Annotated in this window: 14 protein-coding genes; 5 read left to right on the plus strand and 9 right to left on the minus strand. The window is 69.9% G+C overall.

The features are described from left to right. Window positions 1-12 precede the first annotated feature (12 nt). Window positions 13-1,533 carry an acetyl-CoA hydrolase/transferase family protein gene (locus tag ACHWVH_RS02890; protein ID WP_209244914.1) on the minus strand — a complete coding sequence of 507 codons (1,521 nt, stop codon included), beginning with the start codon at window positions 1,531-1,533 and terminating at the stop codon, window positions 13-15. A gap of 373 nt (window positions 1,534-1,906) precedes the next feature. On the opposite strand from ACHWVH_RS02890, the gene ACHWVH_RS02895 reads away from it, so the two are divergent. Beyond that, a complete protein-coding gene (locus ACHWVH_RS02895) occupies window positions 1,907-4,099 on the plus strand; it encodes a hypothetical protein (RefSeq protein ID WP_394686807.1) in 2,193 nt (730 codons plus the stop codon). 414 nt (window positions 4,100-4,513) lie between these two features. Here the strand turns inward: ACHWVH_RS02895 and proP are convergent, their stop codons facing one another. Beyond that, on the minus strand, window positions 4,514-5,995 hold the full coding sequence (gene proP / locus ACHWVH_RS02900; protein WP_394686637.1) for a glycine betaine/L-proline transporter ProP: 1,482 nt from the start codon (window positions 5,993-5,995) through the stop codon (window positions 4,514-4,516). A 657-nt stretch (window positions 5,996-6,652) separates the two neighbouring features. Here proP and glnE point away from each other — a divergent pair. Beyond that, the gene (gene glnE, locus ACHWVH_RS02905; RefSeq protein ID WP_394686638.1) at window positions 6,653-9,493 is read left to right on the plus strand and encodes a bifunctional [glutamate--ammonia ligase]-adenylyl-L-tyrosine phosphorylase/[glutamate--ammonia-ligase] adenylyltransferase; all 2,841 of its coding nucleotides are present in this window, start codon (window positions 6,653-6,655) and stop codon (window positions 9,491-9,493) included. Between the two features lie 224 nt (window positions 9,494-9,717). On the opposite strand, the gene ACHWVH_RS02910 is transcribed toward glnE, so the two are convergent. The 4 genes from ACHWVH_RS02910 to ACHWVH_RS02925 all read right to left on the minus strand — a co-directional run bounded on the left by ACHWVH_RS02910 (window position 9,718) and on the right by ACHWVH_RS02925 (window position 14,601). Beyond that, a complete protein-coding gene (locus ACHWVH_RS02910; RefSeq protein ID WP_394686639.1) occupies window positions 9,718-10,245 on the minus strand; it encodes a hypothetical protein in 528 nt (175 codons plus the stop codon). Between the two features lie 112 nt (window positions 10,246-10,357). After that, complete coding sequence (locus tag ACHWVH_RS02915) at window positions 10,358-10,915, minus strand: queuosine precursor transporter (protein ID WP_010343084.1); 558 nt, start codon at window positions 10,913-10,915, stop codon at window positions 10,358-10,360. 237 nt (window positions 10,916-11,152) lie between these two features. Then, complete coding sequence (locus tag ACHWVH_RS02920; RefSeq protein WP_394686808.1) at window positions 11,153-12,223, minus strand: glycerophosphodiester phosphodiesterase; 1,071 nt, start codon at window positions 12,221-12,223, stop codon at window positions 11,153-11,155. Between the two features lie 80 nt (window positions 12,224-12,303). Beyond that, on the minus strand, window positions 12,304-14,601 hold the full coding sequence (locus ACHWVH_RS02925; protein ID WP_394686640.1) for a TonB-dependent receptor: 2,298 nt from the start codon (window positions 14,599-14,601) through the stop codon (window positions 12,304-12,306). Between the two features lie 865 nt (window positions 14,602-15,466). On the opposite strand from ACHWVH_RS02925, the gene ACHWVH_RS02930 reads away from it, so the two are divergent. Continuing rightward, the gene (locus ACHWVH_RS02930) at window positions 15,467-17,341 is read left to right on the plus strand and encodes a protease pro-enzyme activation domain-containing protein (RefSeq protein WP_267121492.1); all 1,875 of its coding nucleotides are present in this window, start codon (window positions 15,467-15,469) and stop codon (window positions 17,339-17,341) included. Between the two features lie 73 nt (window positions 17,342-17,414). Here ACHWVH_RS02930 and ACHWVH_RS02935 read toward each other — a convergent pair whose 3' ends face one another. Then, the gene (locus ACHWVH_RS02935) at window positions 17,415-18,386 is read right to left on the minus strand and encodes a mitochondrial fission ELM1 family protein (protein ID WP_394686641.1); all 972 of its coding nucleotides are present in this window, start codon (window positions 18,384-18,386) and stop codon (window positions 17,415-17,417) included. 127 nt (window positions 18,387-18,513) lie between these two features. Between ACHWVH_RS02935 and ACHWVH_RS02940 the strand changes: the two genes are divergently transcribed. Together ACHWVH_RS02940 and ACHWVH_RS02945 are read left to right on the plus strand one after the other, a co-directional pair. Then, complete coding sequence (locus tag ACHWVH_RS02940) at window positions 18,514-19,104, plus strand: malonic semialdehyde reductase (protein WP_010343089.1); 591 nt, start codon at window positions 18,514-18,516, stop codon at window positions 19,102-19,104. Between the two features lie 83 nt (window positions 19,105-19,187). Further along, a complete protein-coding gene (locus ACHWVH_RS02945) occupies window positions 19,188-19,826 on the plus strand; it encodes a YceI family protein (protein WP_017910034.1) in 639 nt (212 codons plus the stop codon). Window positions 19,827-20,155: 329 nt separating this feature from the next. Here ACHWVH_RS02945 and ACHWVH_RS02950 read toward each other — a convergent pair whose 3' ends face one another. Both ACHWVH_RS02950 and ACHWVH_RS02955 read right to left on the minus strand, forming a co-directional pair. Then, entirely contained in the window at window positions 20,156-20,950 is a 795-nt protein-coding gene (locus tag ACHWVH_RS02950) for a siderophore-interacting protein (protein WP_394686642.1), read from the minus strand. 85 nt (window positions 20,951-21,035) lie between these two features. Continuing rightward, entirely contained in the window at window positions 21,036-21,581 is a 546-nt protein-coding gene (locus tag ACHWVH_RS02955) for a PadR family transcriptional regulator (RefSeq protein WP_394686643.1), read from the minus strand. Between the last annotated feature and the right edge of the window lie 121 nt (window positions 21,582-21,702).

A 21,702-nucleotide genomic window follows, 5' to 3' on the forward strand; every position in this document is an offset into this window, starting at 1 on the left:
TGCCGGCGCCGCTCAGCCGCCCGCGTGCATCGTCCCTGTATCCAGCCAGCGCTGGTGCCAGGACAGCGCCTCGGGCAGCAGGTGCGGGGTGTGCTTGCCGTAGCTGGCGTGCAGGGCGCGGTCGAAATAGTCCTGCAACTGCGCGCGGTAGCTCGGGTCCACGCAGTGCGCGAGCAACTGTTGCGCGCGCTGCCGCGGCGGCAGGCCGCGCAGGTCGGCCAGGCCGTGCTCGGTGACGATGATCGAGACGTCGTGCTCGGTGTGGTCCACGTGGCTGACCATCGGCACGATCGAGGAGATGCTGCCGTGCTTCGCCGTGCTGGGGCTGAGGAAGATCGACAGGAAGCCGTTGCGCGCGAAGTCGCCGGAGCCGCCGATGCCGTTCATGATGCGGCTGCCCATCACGTGGGTGGAATTGACGTTGCCGTACAGGTCGGCCTCGATCATGCCGTTCATGCCGATGCAGCCCAGCCGCCGCACCAGTTCCGGATGGTTGGAGATCTCCTGCGTGCGCAGGATGATGCGCTCGCGGTAGAAGTCGATGTTGCGCTTGAACTCCTCGTTGGCCTCCGGGCTCAGCGCGAAGCCGGTGCACGAAGCGACCTTGAGCACGCCGCTGCGCAACAGGTCGAGCATGCCGTCCTGGATCACTTCGGTGAAGGCGCTGAGGTCGCGGAAGCCGCTGCTGGCCAGGCCGGCCAGCACCGCGTTGGGAATGTTGCCCACGCCGGACTGCAGCGGCAGCAGGTTCGGCGGCAGCCGGCCCTTGCCGACCTCGTGCTGGAAGAACGCGATCAGGTGCTCGGCGATGCGCTGGCTGGTGGCATCTGCGGGCGTGAACGGGCTGTTGCGGTCGGGGCCGTGGGTGCGCACCACCGCCACGATCTTGTCCGGGTCGCAGCGCAGCGACGGCTCGCCGATGCGGTCGTCGGCATGCAGCAGCGGGATCGGCTTGCGGTGCGGCGGCAACGCCGTGCCGTAGTACACGTCGTGCATGCCGTCGATGCCGGCCGGCTGCCAGTCGTTGACCTCGACGATCACCTTCTTCGCCAGGTCCAGCCAGGTCTTGTTGTTGCCGACCGAGGTCGACGGAATCAGGCTGCCGTCCTCGCGGATGCCGGCTACCTCTACCACCGCGGTGTCGATCTGCCCGTAGAAGCCGAACCACACGTGCTGGGCGACGTGGCTGAGGTGGATGTCGATGTAGTCCAGCGTGCCGGCGTTGATGCGCTGGCGCGCGTCCGGGTCGGACTGGAACGGCATGCGCAGGGCGATGCCGTCGGCCTTGGCCAGGGCGCCGTCCAGCTCCGGCGCGGTGGAGGCGCCGGTCAGCAATTGGATCTTGAACGACTGGCCCTGCAGGTGCGCCGCCTCGATACGCTGCGCCAGCGCCATCGGCACCGCCTTGGGATAGCCGGAGCCGGTGAAGCCGCTCATCGCCACCGTCTCGCCGGGCTGGATCAACGCCGCCGCGGCCTCGGCGCTGACGATGCGTTCGCGCAGGCGGGGATGGAGGATACGTTCGGCGGACATGCGGCGACCATGGCGTGGGAAGGGGATGGCAATTATCGCGGATCGGGCCGAGGCCCGCGTTGAGGCGCGTCCCCACTTTTTGCGCCTGTCGCGTGGCGGCGCATGCGGGCGCAACGGACGCAGCGATGAGGATGTTCGCCACGGTCTGTGCGATGTGTGCGGCGCTTCGCGCGCCGGACCCTCACCCCAACCCCTCTCCCCAACCCCTCTCCCGGTGGGAGAGGGGCTCTGGCTTCTCCCTTCTCCTGGTGGGTCTGCCTTGTGATGACAGGACGCAGCGCGCATGCAGTGCCGTGTACGTGCCACCGTCGCTTTCACGCGTTCCACGCCGCGCCACGGCGATAGTGCGGCGGTGCCGCTCTCCGCCCGCCCACTGACCGCCGTCCATGCTCGCTACCGGCGTCTGCCGCGCGGCTGGCGCCTGCTCCTGCGCGGCCTGCTGATCGCCTACCTGCTGTATCTGCTGGCCGGCAACGTGTTCCTCAACACGCCGCTGTTCGACCTGGCCACCAACCGCAAGCCGGAGAAGTTCCGCATGCACACCGGGCCGGCCGTCACCGTGCTGCCCGGCTTCATCACCGCCTGGAACGTGCGCATGCGCGGCCACGTGCAGCGCAACGTCTGGCAGGTGCGCGCCGACCGCGCCAGCGCGCGCATCGCGTTGCTGCCGCTGCTGCATCGCGAAGTGCGCCTGCCGTGGATGGAGGCGGTGAACGTGATCGGCGAGATGGACCGCGTCGAGGAGATGATCCCGCCACCGCCGCCCAGCGACCAGGGCTGGACGCTGCGCTTCGACGCGATCCACAGCGGCACGCTGCGCCGCGCACGCTTCGGCGATTTTGCGGTCGAGGGCAAGGGCCACGGCACCGTCGGTTTCCTCAAGCAGTTGCGTGGCGGCCCGTCGGAAATGTTCCGCTCGCAGATCGTGTTCGAGGATGCCAGCGTACGCTACGGCAAGCGCCAGATCGCCGACCAGGCCACGCTGGACGCGCGCTTCTCGTTCCCGCGCCACTACCGCGCGCAGGCGCCGGGGCTGCGCAAGCTGGGCATCACCGACCTGGCACTGCGCATGCACGGCCGCAGCGTGGCCCTGCGCATCGACACCGCCGGCGACACCACCAAACTCAGTACCGAACCCGGGCTGGGCCATGTGCAGGCCGATCTGCACCTGCTGCGCGGCGCGCTGCAGCCCGGCAGCACGCTCAACTGGCGGGTGCCGCTGCATGCCGGCGTGGGCGCCACCGATCGCGGCGTGCTGACGCTGCTGCTGGACGTGGAGGGCGAGGACATCCGCGCCCGCGCGCGCCTGCCCGGTCAGGTCGATCCGCGCAGCATGCTCGATGCCGACCTGCGCATCGCCGGGCGCCAGGTGCCGTTCGCCGACCCGGCGGCGCTGCTGCCGCGCACCTCCGGCCGCGTGCAGGGACGCTGGCATTTCGAATCGTTGAACTGGATCAGCGACCTGCTGGTGCGCAAGCCGTGGTTCCAGCTCGACGGCGGCGGCGACGTCGCCGCCGATCTGCGGTTGCGGCAGGGCGCGTTGCAGCCGGGCAGCCGCCTCGACGTGCCCGACGTGCAGGCGGTGGCGGAGATCATGCGCGTGCGCCTGAGCGGCAAGGCGCAGGCGGCCGGGCGCATCGTCGGCAGCGCCGACCAGCCGCGCACGCAACTGGACGTGCGCATGCGCCGCTTCGCGCTGGCGCCGCTGGCCGAGCCCAAGGCCAGCTTCGTCGAAGGCGAGAACCTGCAACTGGACTTGCAGGGCGACGGCGCGCTGGCCACCTTGCGCGACTCGTTGCAGGCGCGGCTGCGCTTCGCCGATGCGCGCGTGCCGGACCTGCGCGCCTACAACCGCTACCTGCCGGCGGCGCAGGTGCGCGTGCTCGGCGGCGATGGCCGGCTCAGCGGCGATCTGCAGCTGGATGCGTCCGGCCAGGTCGGCCAGGGCACCGTGCGCGTGCTCGGTCGCCGGGCGCGGCTGCAGACCGCGGGTTTGGAGTTGGCCGGTGATCTCGACCTGGACGCGCGGCTGCGGCGTGCCGAGCTGCAGGACAAGCGCTTCGATCTGAGCGGCAGCACCCTGCGCCTGCAGGGCGTGCGCTACGGCACCCAGCCCAGGCAGGGCGACTGGTGGGCGACGGTGCGCATTCCGCAGGGCCGCATCGCCGCGGCGGCGCCGGTGCAGGCCGATGCGCAGGTGCAGATGCAGATGCGCGACGCCGGCCCGGTGCTGGCGGTATTCGCGCAGCACAGCGATGCGCCGGCGTGGTTGCTGAAGCTGGCCGACGCCGGGCAACTGCAGGCCAGCGGGCAGTTGCGCTGGCGCAAGGACGCACTGTGGCTGGATCGGGTCGCGGCGGAGAACGAACGGGTGGCCTTGCGCGCGCGCCTGCGCGTCGGCGACGCCGGCACGCAGGGCGATCTGTATGCGCGTTGGGGCGTGCTCGGCGTGGGCGTGGCCTTGCGCGGCGAACAACGGCAATGGCATCTGCTCGGCGCGCGCGAGTGGTACGACAAGCAGCCGGCCTGGCTGCCGGAGGCCCCGGCACCGGCGGCATCGCCTTGACGCGACGACGAAGGCGTCGTGCTCTTGCGTAGGCAAGGCCAGGCAATGCATCGCGGCGCTGGAAATGTGCAGGCACGCGCAGGGTGCAGATCAGCCCGCGTTTCCCATTCCCTATTCCCGTTTCCCCATTCCCTCAGCGCGGCAGAATGTACCGCCCAGTATCGTTTTGCACTGCAGCGTGCAATGTCTCAAAAAAGCGCCCAAGATCGCCCTGCATCCCGACGTGGGGGAGGGAGCAAAGCCCGCTAGCAGTTCGCTGCCAGCGGGCTTTTTTATTGCTCGTTTCCGGGCCTTCCGCTGCGGGCGATGCGCCGGCCTAGCGGGAGGTATCGATAACACGCGTCCGTGACAGCGACATCGCCGGGTCGCGTCGCGTGGATGTCTGCGCCGCAGCGCGCGCAGCCGGTGCTCGGGTCAGGTCGGCATCGCCTGCGACGTCGCGTTCGGCGACGGCGGCAGTTCCGGCCGGGTCGGATCCACGGTCAGCGGCTCGTCGCTGCGCAGCAGCGCATGCGCCTCGGCTTCGCTGGCCACCGCCGGCGGCGAGCCGCGCAGCGGCAGGCCGGCGGTTTCGCGCACGAAGGCCATGGTCGCGATGCCGACCACCGCCGCCCCCATCAGGTAGTACGCCGGCACCAGCGGATCGCCGGTGCGTTCGACCAGCCACGCGGTGACCAGCGGCGTGGTGCCACCGAACAGCGACACCGACACGTTGAAGGCGATCGACAGCGCGCTGTAGCGCACCGGGGTGTAGAACAGCGCCGGCAAGGTCGACGGCATCGAGCTGGTGAAGCACACCAGCGCCACGCCCAGCAGCATCAGGCCGAGGAAGATCAGCCAGTCGTTGCCGGTGCCGACCAGCCGCAGGCACGGCACCGCCAGCACCAGCAGCGCGATGCAGGCGCCGATCACCATCGGCTTGCGGCCCAGGCGATCGCTGAACAATCCGCCGAGCACGTTGAGCGGCATCATCACCAGCATCACGATGATGATCAGCAGCAGGCCCTTGCTCTCGGCATAGCCCATGGTGACGCTGAGATAGCTGGGCATGTAGGTCAGCAGCATGTAGTCGGTGACGTTGAACACCAGCACCAGGCCCACGCACTTGAGCAGCTGTGGCCAGTGGATGCGGAACAGTGCGCCCAGGCCGGGCGCGTCGTGCTCGCGCTTTTCGGCTTCCTCGGCATAGGCCTGGAATGCCGGGGTTTCCTCCAGCTTCATGCGCATGTACAGGCCGAGCAGGCCCAGCGGGCCGGCGATCAGGAACGGCACGCGCCAGCCCCAGTCGTGCATCTGCGCATCGCTCAGCGCAAAGTGCAGCGCGGTCACCGTGGCGGCGCCGGCGATATAGCCGCCCAGCGTGCCGAACTCCAGCCAGCTGCTCATGAAGCCGCGGTTGCGGTCGGTGGAGTACTCGGCGATGAAGGTCGCCGCGCCGCCGTATTCGCCGCCGGTGGAAAAGCCCTGCACCAGCCGCGCCACCAGCAACAGGATCGGCGCCCAGATGCCGATGCGCTCGTAGGAAGGGATGAGGCCGATCGAAAACGTGCCCAGCGCCATCAGGATCATGGTCGCCGCCAGCACCTTCTGCCGGCCGTAGCGGTCGCCCAGCGGGCCGAACACCAGCCCGCCCAGCGGGCGCACCAGGAACGCGACGGTGAAGGTCGCGAACGTGGCGATCAACTGCGCGGTGGGGTTGGTGCTGGGAAAGAACACGTGGCCCAGGGTCACGGCCAGGTAGCCGTACACGCCGAAGTCGAACCATTCCATCGCGTTGCCCAGCGCCGCCGCGCCGACCGCCCGCTTGAGCATGGGTTTGTCGACCACGGTGACTTCTTCCACCTGCAACTGGCGGCGGCGTTTGAACCATCCGAAATGGGCGTGGAACTCCGACATGTCTTCTCCTGTCCTGGAACGGTGAGGTGATGACCCCCGGCCCGCACGCGTCAGGCAAGCAAGACGGAACGACAGGGCGCAACGGCGCCGCACTGGTCTGCGGGGGCGATCCCGGACGGCCGCGTCAACACCACGGCGCTGCAGGATCGAAGAATGGAGCGGGCGGCGCAGGGCGCACAGGGGCTCCGTCGAGGGGTTCATGATACACCATCGTCGTGACGGGGCTGGTGACAAGGTCTGAGAAACGTTGCGAAAAGTGCTGAAAAGCTGCGTTCTGAGTGGATTTTCCGTTCCGTGCGGGAATGGCCTCAGCCGCGACGCGCGACGGTGGAACAGCCTTGCGGCGTCGGATGCGCCGTCGGGTCGGGACTGAAGTCCCTCCCACAGTGAAGTGCTGCACAGCGGGGTTCCCGAGAATGTGGGTGCTTCACCTGTGGGAGCGGCTTCAGCCGCGACGCGCGGTGGTGGTAGACCCAGCAAGCGTCGGACACGTCGGAATGAAGTTCCTCGTATGCAGCGCAGACAGCTCCGCCCTGGCTAGGGCCGATGCTGCAATCATGACGCTTTCCTTGCGCTCGCCGTGTCCGACGGCGCGCGTTTGATTGCATCCACGCCGCGGTCCTGTCCGCGGTCGCCGCGGGATGCCATCATCGGCCGATGGCTTCTGCTCCCTTCGCCGTTCCCGACGTCCTGCAACCCACGCTCGAACGCAGCCTGGCGCGCCTGCGCCAGGCCGTCGCCGTGCAGCCGTGGCCGTCTCATCCCGGTTTCGAGGACGCGCTGGCGCGCGCGCTGCTGGCCAGCGATTTCCTGCTCGACACGCTGTGCCGGCAGCCGTCGCTGCTCGCGCACCTGGCGCAGCCGGACCCGCCGTCCTTGCCGCTGCCGCAACTGGATCCGGCGCAGCCCGCCGCATGGCCGGCGCAGTTGCGCCGCTACCGTGCGGCCGCCTCGGCGCGGCTGGTGTGGCGCGACGTGCTGGGCCTGGACGATGTCGATGCGACGCTGGCCGGCAGCACGCAGTTGGCCGAGGACTGCCTGGCGCTGGCGCTGCAGGCGCTGGAGGGCGAGTTCGCCGCGCGCCACGGGGTGGTGCGTGCCGCCGACGGCAGCGTGCAGCGGCTGGTGGTATTCGGCCTGGGCAAGCTCGGCGGCGGCGAACTGAATTTCTCCTCCGACGTGGATCTGGTCTACGCCTATCCGCAGGGCGGCGAGTCCGACGGCGCGCGGGCGCTGGCCGCCGAGGAATACTTCGCGCGGCTCGGCCAGCGCCTGGCGCGGCTGCTCGACGAGACCACCGCCGACGGCTTCGCGCACCGCGTGGATCTGCGCCTGCGTCCGTTCGGCACGGCGGGCCGGGTGGCGCTGTCGTTCGCCGGCATGGACCAGTATTTCCAGCGCGAAGGCCGCGACTGGGAGCGCTACGCCTGGCTGAAGGCGCGCGCGGTGGCCGGCGACATCGCCGCCGGCGAGGAATGGCTGCAGGCGCTGCGCCCGTTCGTGTACCGGCGCTATCTCGACTACACCGCGCTGGACGGCCTGCGCGAGATGAAGGCGGCGATCACCGCCGAAGTGGCGCGCCACGACCGCCTGGACGACATCAAGCGCGGCGCCGGCGGCATCCGCGAGATCGAGTTCCTGGTGCAGTCGCTGCAGTTGATCCGCGGCGGTCGCGAACCTGCGCTGCGCGAGCGCCGTCTGTTGCCGGCGCTCCAGGCGTTGGTTGCCGCCGGCCAGGTCGCCGCCGAGGACGGCGCCGCACTGGCGCAGGCGTATCGCGTCCTGCGCCAGGTGGAGAACCGCCTGCAGATGCTGCGCGATGCGCAGACCCATGCGCTGCCTGAGGATCCGCTGGACCGCGCGCGCATCGCCTTCGGCCTCGGCCATGCCGACTGGGCCGCGCTGCACGCGGCGCTGCAGGTGCAGCGCGATCGCGTCGCCGCCGAGTTCGCCGAACTGCTGGCGCCGCGCGAGCGCGCGCTGGCGCCCGATGCGCTGGCCGACTACTGGCGCAGCCTGCCCGACGCTCGCCAGGTGCAGGTGCTGCGCGAGGCTGGTTTCTCAGACCCTGACGGCGTCGACCAGGCCTTGCGCGGTTTCGTGCAGTCGCTGGGCGTGCGCACGCTCTCCGATGCCGCGCGTGCGCGCCTGGACCGGGTGCTGCCGGCGCTGCTGCATGCCGCGGCGCGCTCGGCGCAGGCCGATGCCGCCCTGCACCGCGTGCTCGGCCTGCTGCAGGCGATCCTGCGCCGGGCCAGCTACCTGGCCCTGCTCGACGAACAACCCAGCGCGCTGGCGCGGCTGGTCGACGTGCTGGCGCGCAGCGCCTTCCTGTCCGAACGGCTGGCCGCGCATCCGCTGCTGCTGGACGAACTGCTCGACAGCCGCGTGGACGGCGCGATGCCGGACCAGGCGGCGATGCAGCGGCTGTGCGATGCCGCGGTCGCCACCGCTGGCGACGATCCGGAAGCGGCCCTGCGCGGCCTCAACGAAGCGCGCCAGGCGCTGAGTTTCCGCATCGCCCTGGCCACGCTGGACCGGCGCCAGCCCGCGCTCGACAGCGCCCGCCAGCTCGCGCAGCTGGCCGAGGCGGTGGTCGTGACCGTGCTGCGCCTGGCGCGTGCCGATCTGGTCGCCGCGCACGGCGAGGTGCCTGGCGGCAGTTTCGCCATCGTCGGTTACGGCAGCCTCGGTGGTGTGGAACTGGGCATCGGCTCGGACCTGGACCTGGTGTTCCTGTACGACCACCCGCCGGGCGTGGAGGCCTCGGCCGGGCCGCGGCCGCTGGAGAGCGGGCGCTGGTTCGCGCGGCTGGCGCAGAAGGTGATCGCGTTGCTCGGCGCGGTCACCGGTGGCGGCCGCCTGTACGACATCGACGTGCGCCTGCGCCCGGACGGCGGCAAGGGCGCGCTGGTGTCGTCGCTGGCCAGCTACCGCGAGTATCAGCGCGAGCGCGCCTGGACCTGGGAGCACCAGGCGCTGGTGCGCGCGCGCGGCGTGGCCGGCGATGCGCCGCTGCTGCAGCAGTTCGAGCAGGTGCGCGCGCAGACCCTGGCGCGCCAGCGCGAGGCCGCGTCCCTGCGCGAGGAAGTGCGCAAGATGCGTGCGCGCATGCGCGCCGAACTCGACCGCAGCGATGCCGCGCGCTTCGACCTCAAGCAGGGTGCCGGCGGCCTGGTCGACCTGGAATTCCTGGTGCAGGCCGGCGTGCTGCTCGGCGCCGCGCAGCAGCCGGCACTGTTGTTGCCGCGCGACACGCCAGCGCTGCTCGATGCGCTGGCGCACAGCGGCTGGCTGTCGCCTTCCATCGCTGCCAGCCTGCATGCCGCCCACGCCGCACTGGTGGAGGCCGGCCTGGCCTGCACGCTGGACCGGCGACCGCGCCTGACCGCGCCCACGGTCGAGATCGCCGCGGCGCGTGCGGCGATTCGCGCTGCCGCGGTCGCGCTGGAGCTGGTGTTCGTCGATGGCCGTGCGGACGGCGACGCGGCGCGCTAGCGCGATCCTTGTTGGCAGCGGATGCGCGCACGCGTGGTGTCGGTGGCGACATGCTTCTTCGGCAACGCCGCGTCTCGCCGAGTCGCGGCGGAAAGCGCGCCGTCGGCGCTGGCTGCAATCGGCCGGAGGGCCTGGGCTCGCCGCCGTGATGCCACCGCAAACACGCCGCCTTGGTCGCGGCGATCGGCGCCGGCATGCCGTTCCGCGCCGCGGTGGCGCGATTGCTACACGCTGACGTATTGAGACTGGAACCAGACCGCGTCGGGATCGGTGTCCGCCACCTGGTCGGGATCCACGCCGAACAGCGCCTGGTAGGCGCGCTTCCACAGGCCGGCGCGACCGGCGCACAGGTCGTGCCACAGCGCATGGAAGGTCACTGACTCGAACACCCGCACCACGTCCACGACCTGCTCGAGGTAGGCCTGGAACAGGTAGACCCGCTCGCCGTCCACCAGGATGTTGACGTTGTGGATCAACTGCGACGGATCGCCCAGTAGCACGATGTTGACGAAGTCGCCATCGGCGAAGGTCGGCAGCGCCGCGTCCGCCAGGTACGGCGTGGTGCGCAAGGGCCGGTCGCGGCGCAGCAGCACCATTTCCAGCATCAGCGGGGCGAAGGTATTGCATGACCACGCTGGGTTGGAAACGGCGGGACTGGTCAGCGTGGCCAGCGCTGTGCCGGCCGGCTGCAGTTGCGCCAGGGTGGCGTTGAGCGCGCTCAGCGCGAGGGCGGGGGTGACGTCGTGCGGCATGGGCGTGGTCTCGTCGCAGGCGCGGCGCACGGGACGTGCGCCGCCGATGGCCTGTTCAACGTCTGCCGTGGCCGCTTGTGAAGCCGCGCTTGCGCGAAGCGCGGCGCAGCTGTCAGCGCGTCGGCGCCATCCGCCACAGCAGCGCGCGGAACGGCGCCAGCAGGCACACGCCGATGCCCAGCTTCACCGCCAGGTCGCCGGCGGCCCAGCTCAGCCAGGGCAGCGTCGAGCCGGCGAAGGCGATCGACCAGAAGATCGTGGTGTCCAGCGTCGCGCTGCAGGTGGTAGCGACGATCGGCGCGCGCCACCAGCGCCCGCGGCGCAATCGGTCGAACACGGTGATGTCCAGCAACTGCGCGGCGATGAAGGCCAGGCACGAGGCCGCGGCGATGCGCGGGGTGGCGATCCAGATCGACAGCAGCACCGCCAGTGCGAACCCGCACCAGGCCACCCGCCGCGCCGCGCGCGGGCCGAAGCGGCGGTTGATCAGGTTGCTGACCAGGAACGCCAGCGGATAGCTGAAGGCGCCCCAGGTCAACCAGTCGTTGATCGGGAACTGCACCAGTACGTTCGACAGCAACACCACCGCGCCCATCGCCAGCACGGACAGCAGCAGCGCGCGCGGGGTCAGCGCGGCGAAAGTGGGCGAGGGAGCGGCAACGGACGGCACGGCGATCGGGGCAGGGGCGGCGGGCGCGCATTATCGCGGCCCGGACACCCAATGACCAATGCCCGTGTGCGGACACGCTCCTACAAATGGAACCCCGCGCTGGGAACCGCTTTTGCGATTCCCCATTCCCTATTCCCCAATCCCGGCTCCATCGCGGCTGAAGCCGTTCCTACAAATGGAACTCAGCGCTGGGAACAGCTGTTGCGATTCCCCATTCCCCATTCCCCATTCTCGGCTTCACCGCGGCAGCGCCGTCCCATCCACCGCCGCGCGGCCCACCGCCGGGTCGTCGGTGAAGAAGCCATCGATGCCGGCGTCGATCAGCGCGCGCATTTCCTTCATGCTGCCGGCGGCATTCACCGCAGCCGGGCCGCGCGCGTCCTGCAACTGCTTGGGCAGGAAATAGTTTTCCGGCCGGAAGGTGTACGGAATCACCTGCAGGCCGGCCGCATGCGCATCGGCCACGAACGAGGTGGGCGGAGCCAGGTCGCCGTCGGCACTCACCGGCACGATCGCGCGCAGGTTGGGGCTGACCAGCTGCGCGTACTTGGCGATCGCGCGCAGGCCCTGCGCGCTGCCCATCTGCGCGTAGGTCGGGCCGTCGCGCAACTGGTCGCCCGGGCGCTCCTTGGGATCGCCCAGCAACTGCACCAGGCGCACGTTCGGATGGGTGCTGCCCAACTTGCCGCGCAGGTATTCCAGGTTGCCGATCTCGAACGACTGGATCACCACCGGCGCCTTGCGCGTGTAGGCATGCGCATCGAGCGTGGCGACCAGCTTGTCTTCCATCGCCAGGCCGAGCCCGCGGAAGTAGGTGCCGTGCTTGATCTCGGGAATCAGCCCAATCGGCCGCCCGCGCGTGGCCGACTCGGCCGCGGTGAAGTCGATGATCTCGTCCATGGTCGGTACCTGGAACTGCCCGTCGAAGGCGGTGCCGCGCAGTTGCGGCAGGCGCTCGCGCGCGCGCAGGGTCTTCAGTTCGGCCAGGGTGAAGTCTTCGGTGAACCAGCCTTCCACGCGCTGTCCGTCGATCTGCTTGACGGTCTTGCGCGCGGCGAACTCCGGGTGCGCGGCCACGTCGGTGGTGCCGCCGATCTCGTTCTCGTGGCGCGCCACCAGCACGCCGTCCTTGGTCGAGACCAGGTCCGGCTCGATGAAGTCGGCGCCGTCGGCGATGGCCTTGGCGTAGGACGCCAGGGTGTGCTCGGGACGCAGCGCGCTGGCGCCGCGGTGGCCGATCACCAGCGGCTTGTGCTCGCCCGGGGCGGCGGCCGGTGCGGCCGCCGCGGTGGTCGCCAACACGGCCATCGCGCATCCCAACAACCAGGAGGTGGATCGGATCATCGCATGCGTTCCGGTTCGGGGGCGGGCGGACAGGATGGACGCGCTCAGAAGCGCGCGTCCAGGGCCAGGAACGCCTGCCGCGGCGCGCTGGCGTGGAAGGCCAGCGAGCGGCCGTTCGGATCGCTGTTGCTGAAGGCGGTGAGGTTGGAGGCGTAGCGCTTGTCGGTGAGGTTGGTGACGTTCAACGACAGCTTCAGGTCCCGCAGGAACGACACCGCCCCGAAATCGTAGCCGGCGCCGGCATCGAAGGAGGTGTAGCCGCCGAAGCCCTGGTCGTTGGTGTAGGTGTAGTAGCGCTGGCCGGTGTACTTGCCGCGCAGGTTGGCGTTCCAACCGTTCCAGGTCCAGCTGAGTTCGCTGGCGAACATGCGCTTGGGCGTGTCCACGGTGGACTTGCCGGCGGTGGGGATGACCGCGCCGTTCTGCACGTAGTTGTCGTCGTAGGTGGAGCGGTTGATCGAGGCCGAGTTGTACCACTGCAGGTGCGCGGTCGGCTTCCAGATGAAGGTCAGCTCGCCGCCGCGGCTGCTCACCGAGCCGACATTGAAGAAGCGCGTGGTGCACGCCGGGGTGGTGCCCTGCTGGATGCTCGGGCACGGGTTGAGCGACAGCAGGCGGTTGTCGAAGGTGACGTCGTAGCCGACCAGCGAGGCCTCGAACTGGTCGCGCACCAGGCGGTAGCCGGCTTCGAAGGTCTTGGACTTCTCCGGCTGCAGCGCGCCGACGCTGGCGTCGAACGAGGCCTGGGTCACCAGCAGCGGGCCGCCGGCGCCGCCGCCCTGGAACGCGGCGATGTTCTCGGCGTAGGAGGCGAACACTTCCTGGCCCTCGGCCAGGCGGTAGCTCAGGCCGGCCTGCGGCAGCAGCGCCTTGCTGGCCTTCAGCTCGCCGTTGGCCACCGGCGACTCCACCGCGATCCCCGGCGTCTCGCGCGCGGTCATCGTGGTGTGCGGGCTCTTGGCGCCGATGTCCAGGGTCAGGCGCTCGTCGAGCAGCTTGAAGGTGCCCTGCACGTAGGCCTGCTTGGTGGTGATGACGTAGTCCTGCGAGAACAGCCGGCGGTTCGGGTTGCTCAGGAAGATGTCGTCGTCGATCGGGCCGTCGATCCAGTAGAAGTTGCGCTCCACGTGGTGCTTGTTGCGCTCGTACCACACGCCGGCTTCGAGGTGGTGCGGACCGATGTCCCAACCCAGCGAGGCGATGCCGCCGGTGCGGTTGATGGTGTAGTTGGTGCTGCGGATCGAGATCGGCAGCGCCTGCGGCGTGCCCGGGTAGGACGGCTGGCCCGGCGACCACCAGTGGCCCTGGCCTGCGTTCTCGTGATGGTAGACCTGGGTGTGCACGCTCACCGCATCGGACGGCTGGAAGTCGCCGGCCAGGTAGTACAGGTCGTCGTTGCGCAGCGCGCGGCTCTGATAGTAGGCGTCGTCGATGTTGTCCACACCGCCGCTGTAGCCGCAGCGGCTGGGGTTGCGCGTGGCCGGCGCGCAATACGCCGCGGCCAGTGCGCGCTGCCAGTCCGGCGCGTACAGGTTCCAGTCCCAGCCCAGGCCGCGGTGCAGGCCGCTCTTGGACAGGTAGGCGTAGTCGGCCTGCGAGGTGCGCGAGGTGTCGACGAACGCGGTGATCTTGCCGCCCTCGAACTGGTACACGCCCTTGCCGTTGAACTGCGCGGTGTGGGTCGGCGAGCCCGGCGGTGCCCACATGTCGGCGTCGGCGTAGATGCCGGACAGGTAGGCGGAGAAGCCGTTGTGCTCACCGGTATCCAGACGCAGGTAGGTACGGCGGTTGCTGTCCGAGCCCACGGTCTGCGCCAGGCGCACGCCGACCTCGGTGGACGGGTCGTCGGAGTAGTACTGCACCGTGCCGCCGAGGTTGCTGGTGGAGGCCGTGCCCAGGCTGCCGATGCCCGAGGCCAGTTCCACGCCGCCGAAGTTCTCGGCGATCAGCGCGCGGCTGATGTTCAGGCCGTTGTAGTTGCCGTAGGCGTTGTCGCCCAGCGGCAGGCCGTCGAGGGTGTAGCCCAGGCGCACGCCGTTGAAGCCACGCAGGCTGATGGTCTGCGATTCCTCGTTGGCGCCGAAGGCGTCGTTGGACTGCACGTTGACGCCGGGAATGCGGTTGAGCAGCTTCTGGATGCTGGTGCCCGGCGGCAGCACCGCCACGTCCTGCGCGGTGATGCGCTGCACCTGGCGGGTTTCGCCCTGGCCGATCACCGACACCGCATCGAGTTGCTGCACGTCGGCCGCGGCGCCATCGGCGGTGGGTTCTGCGGCAGTGGCGGCGAAAGGCGACAACAGGGCGGCGAGGATCGCCGTGCTCAGCAGGGAATGGAGAGGCATGCGCGAGGGGAATTCGTAAAGGAAGTGCGCACACGATGCGACAGCGACGTTGCAGGTTGGCGTCATCGGCGTTGCGGTTGTCATGCAGCGGTCCTGCGGCATGGCCTTCGTGTCGCCGCCGCCGGGCGCGCGATGACTGCGGGCGCGCCATCGTGCGACATCGCGGAAGAAGCAGCGTGGCAAGCGCGTGTCGACATCAATGCGATACAGAGTGTCGCCGATTGCCATGCATGACGAGTGGTGAACACATGTAAGCGCATGTGTCGGAAACCCGGCGAAACATGCTGTTTCCAAAGTCGAAAACGGCGTCGTCCGTCAAAGTTTTGTAGTGCGCTCCTCCTCAATGATCACGCCTCGCCCAAGCCCGACAACGTGCCGATGCGTGCAGACATGAGCAGGAAGCACAGTGCCTTCGCGTCGCTCGGAGCGTCGTTCGCGTGCGCTGTTGGGTCCTCGCCTCGACAGGTCTGCGCGCGCCGTACCCTCACCCCAACCCCTCTCCCGGTGGGAGAGGGGCCAGGCGCTTCCCTTCTCCCCTCGGGAGAAGGTGCCCCGCAGGGGCGGATGAGGGTACGGGCGCAGCCTCGCAGCAACGAACCACGCACGCGCTGCGCGCGCCGTACCCTCACCCCAACCCCTCTCCCGATGGGCGAGGGGCCAGGCGCTTCCCTTCTCCCCCCGGGAGAAGGTGCCCCGCAGGGGCGGATGAGGGTACGGGCGCAGCCTCGCAGCAACGCACCACGCGCGCACTTCGCGCTTCACACCCTCACTCCAACCTCTCTCCCGAGGGAAGAGGGGCAGTCGATTTCCCACCGCGAGGCCGCCACGGCCTCGTCCCACCCGCTCTACCCCCGGAGAGACGCCCATGCTTGATCGCATCCGCCGTCGGCCCTTGCTGGCTGCCGTGTTGTCCGCTTCCCTGCTGTGCGCGCTCGGCACCGCCAATGCCGTGCCCGACGCCTCCATCGCGGCGATGACCGCAACGCTGCGCGCCGCGCCGGTCAACTTCGACGTGCACTTGCCGTTGCGCGATCAGGCCGGCCTGGACGCGTTGCTGGCCGATATCCAGGATCCGGTCTCCCCGCAGTATCACCATTGGCTGACGCCGGCCGAATTCCAGCGCCGCTTCGCACCGGCGCCGGCACAGGTCGCGCAGGTGCGTGCCGCGCTGCAGGCCGCGCACATGAACGTCACCGAGCAGGGCAACACCCTGCATGTCAGTGCGAGCGCGAACAACGTCGAGCGCTTGTTCGCGGTGCCGCTGACCGCCGAGGTCCAGCAGGGCAGCCAGGCCCACCTCGCCGCCGCCGCGCCCTTGCAGTTGCCCGCCGTACTGCGCGACAGCGGTGCGACCGTGACCGGCCTGACCCGTGGTGCGCCGCCGATGCACGTCAACTGGCAGCGCGCGGCCACCAAGAATCCCGCCAACCGCTACGGCGCCGGCGGTACCACCTACTGGTACAACGATCTCAAGCAGGCCTACGGCTACCCGTCCTACCAGGCCACCACCGGCGCGGCCGGGCAGCAGCGCCGGCTCGACGGCACCGGCAGCACCATCGCCATCCTGATCAGCAGCGACGTGCTGGATTCGGACATCAAGGCGATGTTCGACCACGAAAACTTCAGCCGCTACGCCGCCAACCACGCCGATCCCACCCTGTACGCGCGCCACTACGTGGCCGGCGCCAAGCCCGGCCTGCAGGACGGCAACGACGCCGCAGGCGGCGAGGCCGCGCTCGACGTACAGATGGCGCTCGGCGGCGCGCCGGGTGCGCACGTGCTGCTGTACGTGATCCCGGACCTGAGCGACGCCTCGGTGCTGGCCGGCTACCGGCAGATCGTGCAGGACAACCAGGCCGACGTGGTCAGTTCCTCGTTCGGCGTCTGCGAGCTGTACTACACCGCGGCTTACAACGGCGGCAAGGATTTCACCTCGCTGCTGCGCCCCTACGATGCGGTGTTCAAGCAGGGCAACGCGCAGGGCATCACCTTCGTTGCCTCCAGCGGCGACAACGCCGGCCTGGACTGCGCGGATACGCAGTACGCGGTCGACCACAAGGACGGCCACTTCGTCGCCGGCGTCGAACACCCCGCAGCCAGCCCGCACGTGACCGCGGTCGGCGGCGGCAACCTGCTCACTGCGTACAAGAAGGGCAGCCTGGAATCCGGCTACAAGAGCGAAAGCGCCTACGGCGATCCGCTGGAGACCGCGGACTACTACGGCGTCGGCGCGAACCTGGCCGGCGGCTACTGGGGCGCCGGTGGCGGCGTCAGCACCCTGTTCCAGCGTCCGGCCTACCAGTTGCGTGCACTCGGCGGGACGCGCACGTCCATGCGCGCGCTGCCGGACATCGGCATGCTGGTCGGCGGCTGCCCGGGGATTGCGACGCAGCCGTGCCGTGAGGGCGACAGCTCGGTGGCCACCTACTTCAAGGGCGGCATCTCGGCGGTGATCGGCACCAGCGTCGCCGCGCCGGAATTCGCCAGCGCGGTCGCGCTGCTGGTGGAGAAGCAGGGCCGCCAGGGCAATCTCAACGATTACCTGTACCGCCTGGCCGCCAATGGGCCGGAGGCGCTGCATCGCGGCATCCCCGGCTACAACGGCGTGGTCGACAACAACCAGCCGATCAAGGGCAAGTACAACTACACGGTCGGCGTGGGCACGCCGGTGGTGCGGCTGCTGATCGGCGCGCTGGATGCGGCGCCGGCCGGCGTGCCGCGTTCGCCGAGCAACCCCTGACATAGCGTGATGTGACGCGTTGGGCCCGGTTGCCGTGTCGGTGTCGTGGCAGCGACGCCGGCACGGCGGCCGATCAGGCCAGCGCCAAGCGGTCGCGGATCAGTGCGGCCACCCGCGCGGTTTCGCGCAGCGGTGCGATGCCGGCGGCGTACGCGTCGCCGGCATCTTGCGCCGGAAGTAGGCGTCCACGCGCCTGCAAAGCACGATGGAAATCCAGGGCGCGGCCACGCGCCGTCTCCGGCATCAGTACCTGCACCGGCACGCGCGTGGCGCAGGCTTCGGATAGCAGGTTCACCGAATCCGGCGTGCAGGCGAGGTGCTCGGCCCAGCCGAGCAGGCCGGCGTAGGGATTGGCGCCATCGTCCGCGCCGCACCACACCATGCCCGGCACGTCGGCGAACGTGCGGCGCAAGGCCGCGGCCACCGCAGGCGGCGTGCGCCGCGATGCGCTGGCGAGGAGGCTGCCGCCGTGCGCGCGCAACTGTGCGGCGATGTCGGCGAAGGCGGCCTGTGCCTGCGCTGCGCTCCACGGCGCCAGCCCGGAGGGGCCGCCTACCAACAGTCCGACACGCGGCGAGGGCAGCGCGCCCAGCGCAGGAAACGCGGCGCGTCCTGCCGCCAGCCAGGCATCGTCGATCGGATGCAGGCTGCCGAGCAGGGTCAGCACATTGGGGCCGCGCAGCCGATCGTGTTCCGGCACCACCACGATGTCCCAGTGCTGCGGATCCAGCCGCGGATCCAGGATTTGCACCACCTGGCTGCCGCGTGCGCGCAGCAACCGCGTCGCCAGTGCCGCCTGACGGCCGCAGCCCACTGCCAGCGGAGGCGGCTGCCGCAATGCTGCGGCGAACGTCGTGCCGTACGCATGCCGTGCGCCTGGCAGCCAGCGCGGCGCCAGCCAGCGCCACGGCATGTGCGGCTGCAACACCTGCGCCTGGATCGGTGCCGCGGCCGGAAGCGCCAACGCGGCAGCCAGCGCCTCGGCCTGGCGGGCGTTGCCGGCGCGGCCATCGCTAATCGCCCAGGTCGCGTCCGATCGTTTCACGTTTGGTAGTAATCCGTTGCATCGCGGCCGGGTGTTGCGACAATCGTGCCACTCTACACTGGCCGCCTCGCATCGGGACGGCCCCACCGGCCTCCTGGCGCTTCCCTCGATCTAAGGAACTTCCTCCATGTCCGACGCCTTGCACGACGCCGCCCTCGACCAGTTGTTCCGCACCGCCCGCACCCAGAACGCGTTCCTGGACAAGCCGGTCGACGAAGCCACCCTGCGTGCCCTCTACGACCTGGTGAAGTGGGGCCCGACCGCGGCCAACGGCAGCCCGGCACGCTTCGTCTTCGTCACCTCGCCGCAGGCCAAGGAAAAGCTCAAGCCGGCGCTGTCCGAGGGCAACCTGGCCAAGACCCTGGCCGCGCCGGTCACGGTGATCGTGGCCCACGACGAGGACTTCCACGAGAAGCTGCCGTATCTGTTCCCGCACACCGATGCCAAGAGCTGGTTCGACGGCCCGCGCGAAGGCCGCAGCGAAGGCGCGTTCCGCAACGGCTCGCTGCAGGGCGCCTACCTGATCCTGGCCGCGCGTGCGCTGGGCCTGGATGCCGGTCCCATGTCCGGCTTCGACAACGCCAAGGTCGATGCCGCGTTCTTCGCAGGCACTGCGATCAAATCCAACTTCCTGGTCAACCTCGGCTACGGCGACCCCAGCGGCCTGTTCCCGCGCCTGCCGCGGCTGAGTTTCGACGAGGCCGCGCGCATCGAGTGAGCGCGCGGGTTCCGCTTTCGTGTCCCACCGCAGGCCCGCGCCTGCCGCAGTTTCGTCCCATCACCCCTCCAAGGAGTTCCACCATGACCAAGACCCGCAAACTGCTGCTCCCGCTCGCCATGGCCCTGGCCGTCGTCGTCGCCCAGCCGGCCACCAGCGCCTTCGCCGCGCCGGCCGCCGCCGCTGCCGCCGCCAAGGGCGTCTCCGGCACCTACACGCTCGACCCGGCCCACACCGACGTGCTGGTGCAGTGGAGCCACTTCGGCTTCTCCAACCCGTCCGCGCACTTCGGCGACGTCGACGGCACCCTGGTCTACAACGCCCAGGACGTGAGCAAGTCCAGCGTCAACGTGACCCTGCCGCTGTCCGGCCTCAACAGCTTCACCGCCAAGTTCGACGAGCACCTGAAGAGCGCCGACTTCTTCGACGCCGCCAAGTTCCCCACCGCCACCTTCAAGAGCACCAAGGTGACCTCGGCCGGCGGCAACAAGCTGACCGTCGCCGGCGACCTGACCATCAAGGGCACGACCAAGCCGGTGGTGCTGGCGGTGACCCTCAACGGTGCCGGTCCGCACCCGATGAAGAAGGTGCCGGCGCTGGGCTTCGACGCCACCACCACGGTCAAGCGCAGCGATTTCGGCCTGGGCGCCTACGTGCCGAACGTCAGCGACGAGGTGAAGATCCGCATCACCACCGAAGCGCTGCAGGCAGCGGCCAAGTAAGGCCGCCTGTGGTCGCGGCGGCGCTTCTCGCGCTGCCGCCTGCCGTAACGCAAACGCCCGCCATTCGGCGGGCGTTTGTGTTTTCGGGATCTTGCTGTGTGCAGTGCAATGAAACTGCGCGCGAAAGACGCACCGTAGGGGCGGCTTCAGCCGCGATGGCCTTACCGCGATGGTTCTTGGCGAAGCCCCGCATGCGCCTGAAGCGCCAGGCGCGTCCTTACCCTCACCCCAACCCCTCTCCCGGCGGGAGAGGGGCTGTTGCGCCGGATTGTCGTGTATTCCGTGCCGGCCATATTGCGCGTGCTTTTTTGCTTTCTTCGACGCGGCTTTCAGTCTTCCGCCGCGTCCCCACCCGCCTTCCAATACCCCGTCGCACGAATCCACTCCTTGGGCACGCCGAGGTGGCCTTCGACGAACTTGCGCATCATCCGCGCACGCGCCGACTCGCAGGCGATCCAGTAGAACGCATCGCCGTCGGGCGGATCGAAGTCGCGCAGCGCGCCTTCCAGCAACTGGCTGCTGCGTGCGTCCACGCCGTTGCGCTCCAGCCAGGTGATGCGCAGCTCGGCGTCGCAGTCCAGCGCCTGCCGGTCGGCGTAGCCGGGAATCTCGATCAGCGCGTCCACCTCCGCGTCGGCCGGCAGGGTTTCCAGCCAGCGGCCGATCGCCGGCAGCGCGGTCTCGTCGCCGATCAGCACATAAGCGTCGAAGTCGTCGGCGGCCACGAACGAGCCGCGCGGCCCGCCGACGACCAGCGCATCGCCCGGGTCGGCCTGCGCCGCCCAGCGGCAGGCCGGGCCATCGCCGTGCAGCACGAAGTCCAGGGTCAGTTCCTGCGCGTCGGCGTCGTAGTGGCGCGGGGTGTAGTCGCGGGCGGGCGAGGGCAGTGCGTCGGCCGGATACACCGGGCCGTGCTCGGTCATCGTCGGCAGCACGAACGCGCCTTCGGGATTGGGGAAGAACAGCTTGACGTGGTCGTCCGGCCCGGCGCTGACGAAGCCGTCCAGCTCGGGGCCGCCGACGACGATGCGGCGCATGTGCGGGGTCAGTGGTTGCGTGCGCAGCACCTGCAGATGACGCAGGCGCAGCGGGTGGCGCAGCAGGCGGTGTTCGTGGGTCGCCATGGGAATCCTCGAAAAGTGGGGGAGGGGATTGGCGGGCGACGCGGGCGGCACGACAAAAGCCCCGTGTGCTGGCTGGAAAGGGAAGTCAGGGGGTGCCGCCATCCATGCCGTCGGCGGCGGCATGCAACAGCGCGGCGACGCGTTCGATCTCGTCCGGGTCCCAGCGCCCGTGCCGCGCCAGCAGGCCGTGCTTGATGCGGCGCATCGCCTCGCGCACCGGCGCCGGCACGTTGGCGCGCACCAGCGCACGCGCGCTGTGCTGGGTGCGCTGCAGCGCCGCGTCCACCTGCGCGCGCTCGGTGCGCACGAAGGCCTGGCCGGCCGCGGTGATCGCATAGCGCTTGCGGGTGGCGTCGGCATCGGCCTGCACCAGGCCCTGCGCTTCCAACTGCGCCAGGGTGGGGTAGACCGTGCCGGCGCTGGGCGTGTACAGGCCATGGAACAGCTCGGCGACCGCGCGGATCAACTCGTAGCCGTGGCGCGGCTGGGTCTCGATCATCGCCAGCAGCAACAGCCGCAGGTCGCCGTGGCCCAACGGACGGGGGCCGCGCGCGCCACGGCCGCGGCCGGCCCGGTCCTCGTCGAACAGGCGGTGCGCGGGGTGCGGGCCGGGGACATGGGGTCGTGGCATTTCGATATGTCGAATCTGGTGCGGAAACGATATATCGAAGTAGTGTGGTCGGCAAGCGCCTGGCAGAGCGGGCGCTGGAGCGCGGTGGGATTGGTTCAGTCAGGACGGCAGCGCGCGTTTG

This window comes from uncultured Xanthomonas sp., from assembly GCF_964278005.1.
Lineage (GTDB): Bacteria > Pseudomonadota > Gammaproteobacteria > Xanthomonadales > Xanthomonadaceae > Xanthomonas_A > Xanthomonas_A sontii.

Excerpts from the sequence above, each read along its gene's own strand:
- ACHWVH_RS02890 (WP_209244914.1), bottom strand. The coding sequence starts at position 1,533 with ATGTCCGCCGAACGTATCCTCCATCCCCGCCTGCGCGAACGCATCGTC.
- proP (WP_394686637.1), bottom strand. The coding sequence starts at position 5,995 with ATGTCGGAGTTCCACGCCCATTTCGGATGGTTCAAACGCCGCCGCCAG.
- glnE (WP_394686638.1), top strand. The coding sequence starts at position 6,653 with ATGGCTTCTGCTCCCTTCGCCGTTCCCGACGTCCTGCAACCCACGCTC.
- ACHWVH_RS02910 (WP_394686639.1), bottom strand. The coding sequence starts at position 10,245 with ATGCCGCACGACGTCACCCCCGCCCTCGCGCTGAGCGCGCTCAACGCC.
- ACHWVH_RS02920 (WP_394686808.1), bottom strand. The coding sequence starts at position 12,223 with ATGGCCGTGTTGGCGACCACCGCGGCGGCCGCACCGGCCGCCGCCCCG.
- ACHWVH_RS02925 (WP_394686640.1), bottom strand. The coding sequence starts at position 14,601 with ATGCCTCTCCATTCCCTGCTGAGCACGGCGATCCTCGCCGCCCTGTTG.
- ACHWVH_RS02930 (WP_267121492.1), top strand. The coding sequence starts at position 15,467 with ATGCTTGATCGCATCCGCCGTCGGCCCTTGCTGGCTGCCGTGTTGTCC.
- ACHWVH_RS02940 (WP_010343089.1), top strand. The coding sequence starts at position 18,514 with ATGTCCGACGCCTTGCACGACGCCGCCCTCGACCAGTTGTTCCGCACC.
- ACHWVH_RS02945 (WP_017910034.1), top strand. The coding sequence starts at position 19,188 with ATGACCAAGACCCGCAAACTGCTGCTCCCGCTCGCCATGGCCCTGGCC.
- ACHWVH_RS02950 (WP_394686642.1), bottom strand. The coding sequence starts at position 20,950 with ATGGCGACCCACGAACACCGCCTGCTGCGCCACCCGCTGCGCCTGCGT.
- ACHWVH_RS02955 (WP_394686643.1), bottom strand. The coding sequence starts at position 21,581 with ATGCCACGACCCCATGTCCCCGGCCCGCACCCCGCGCACCGCCTGTTC.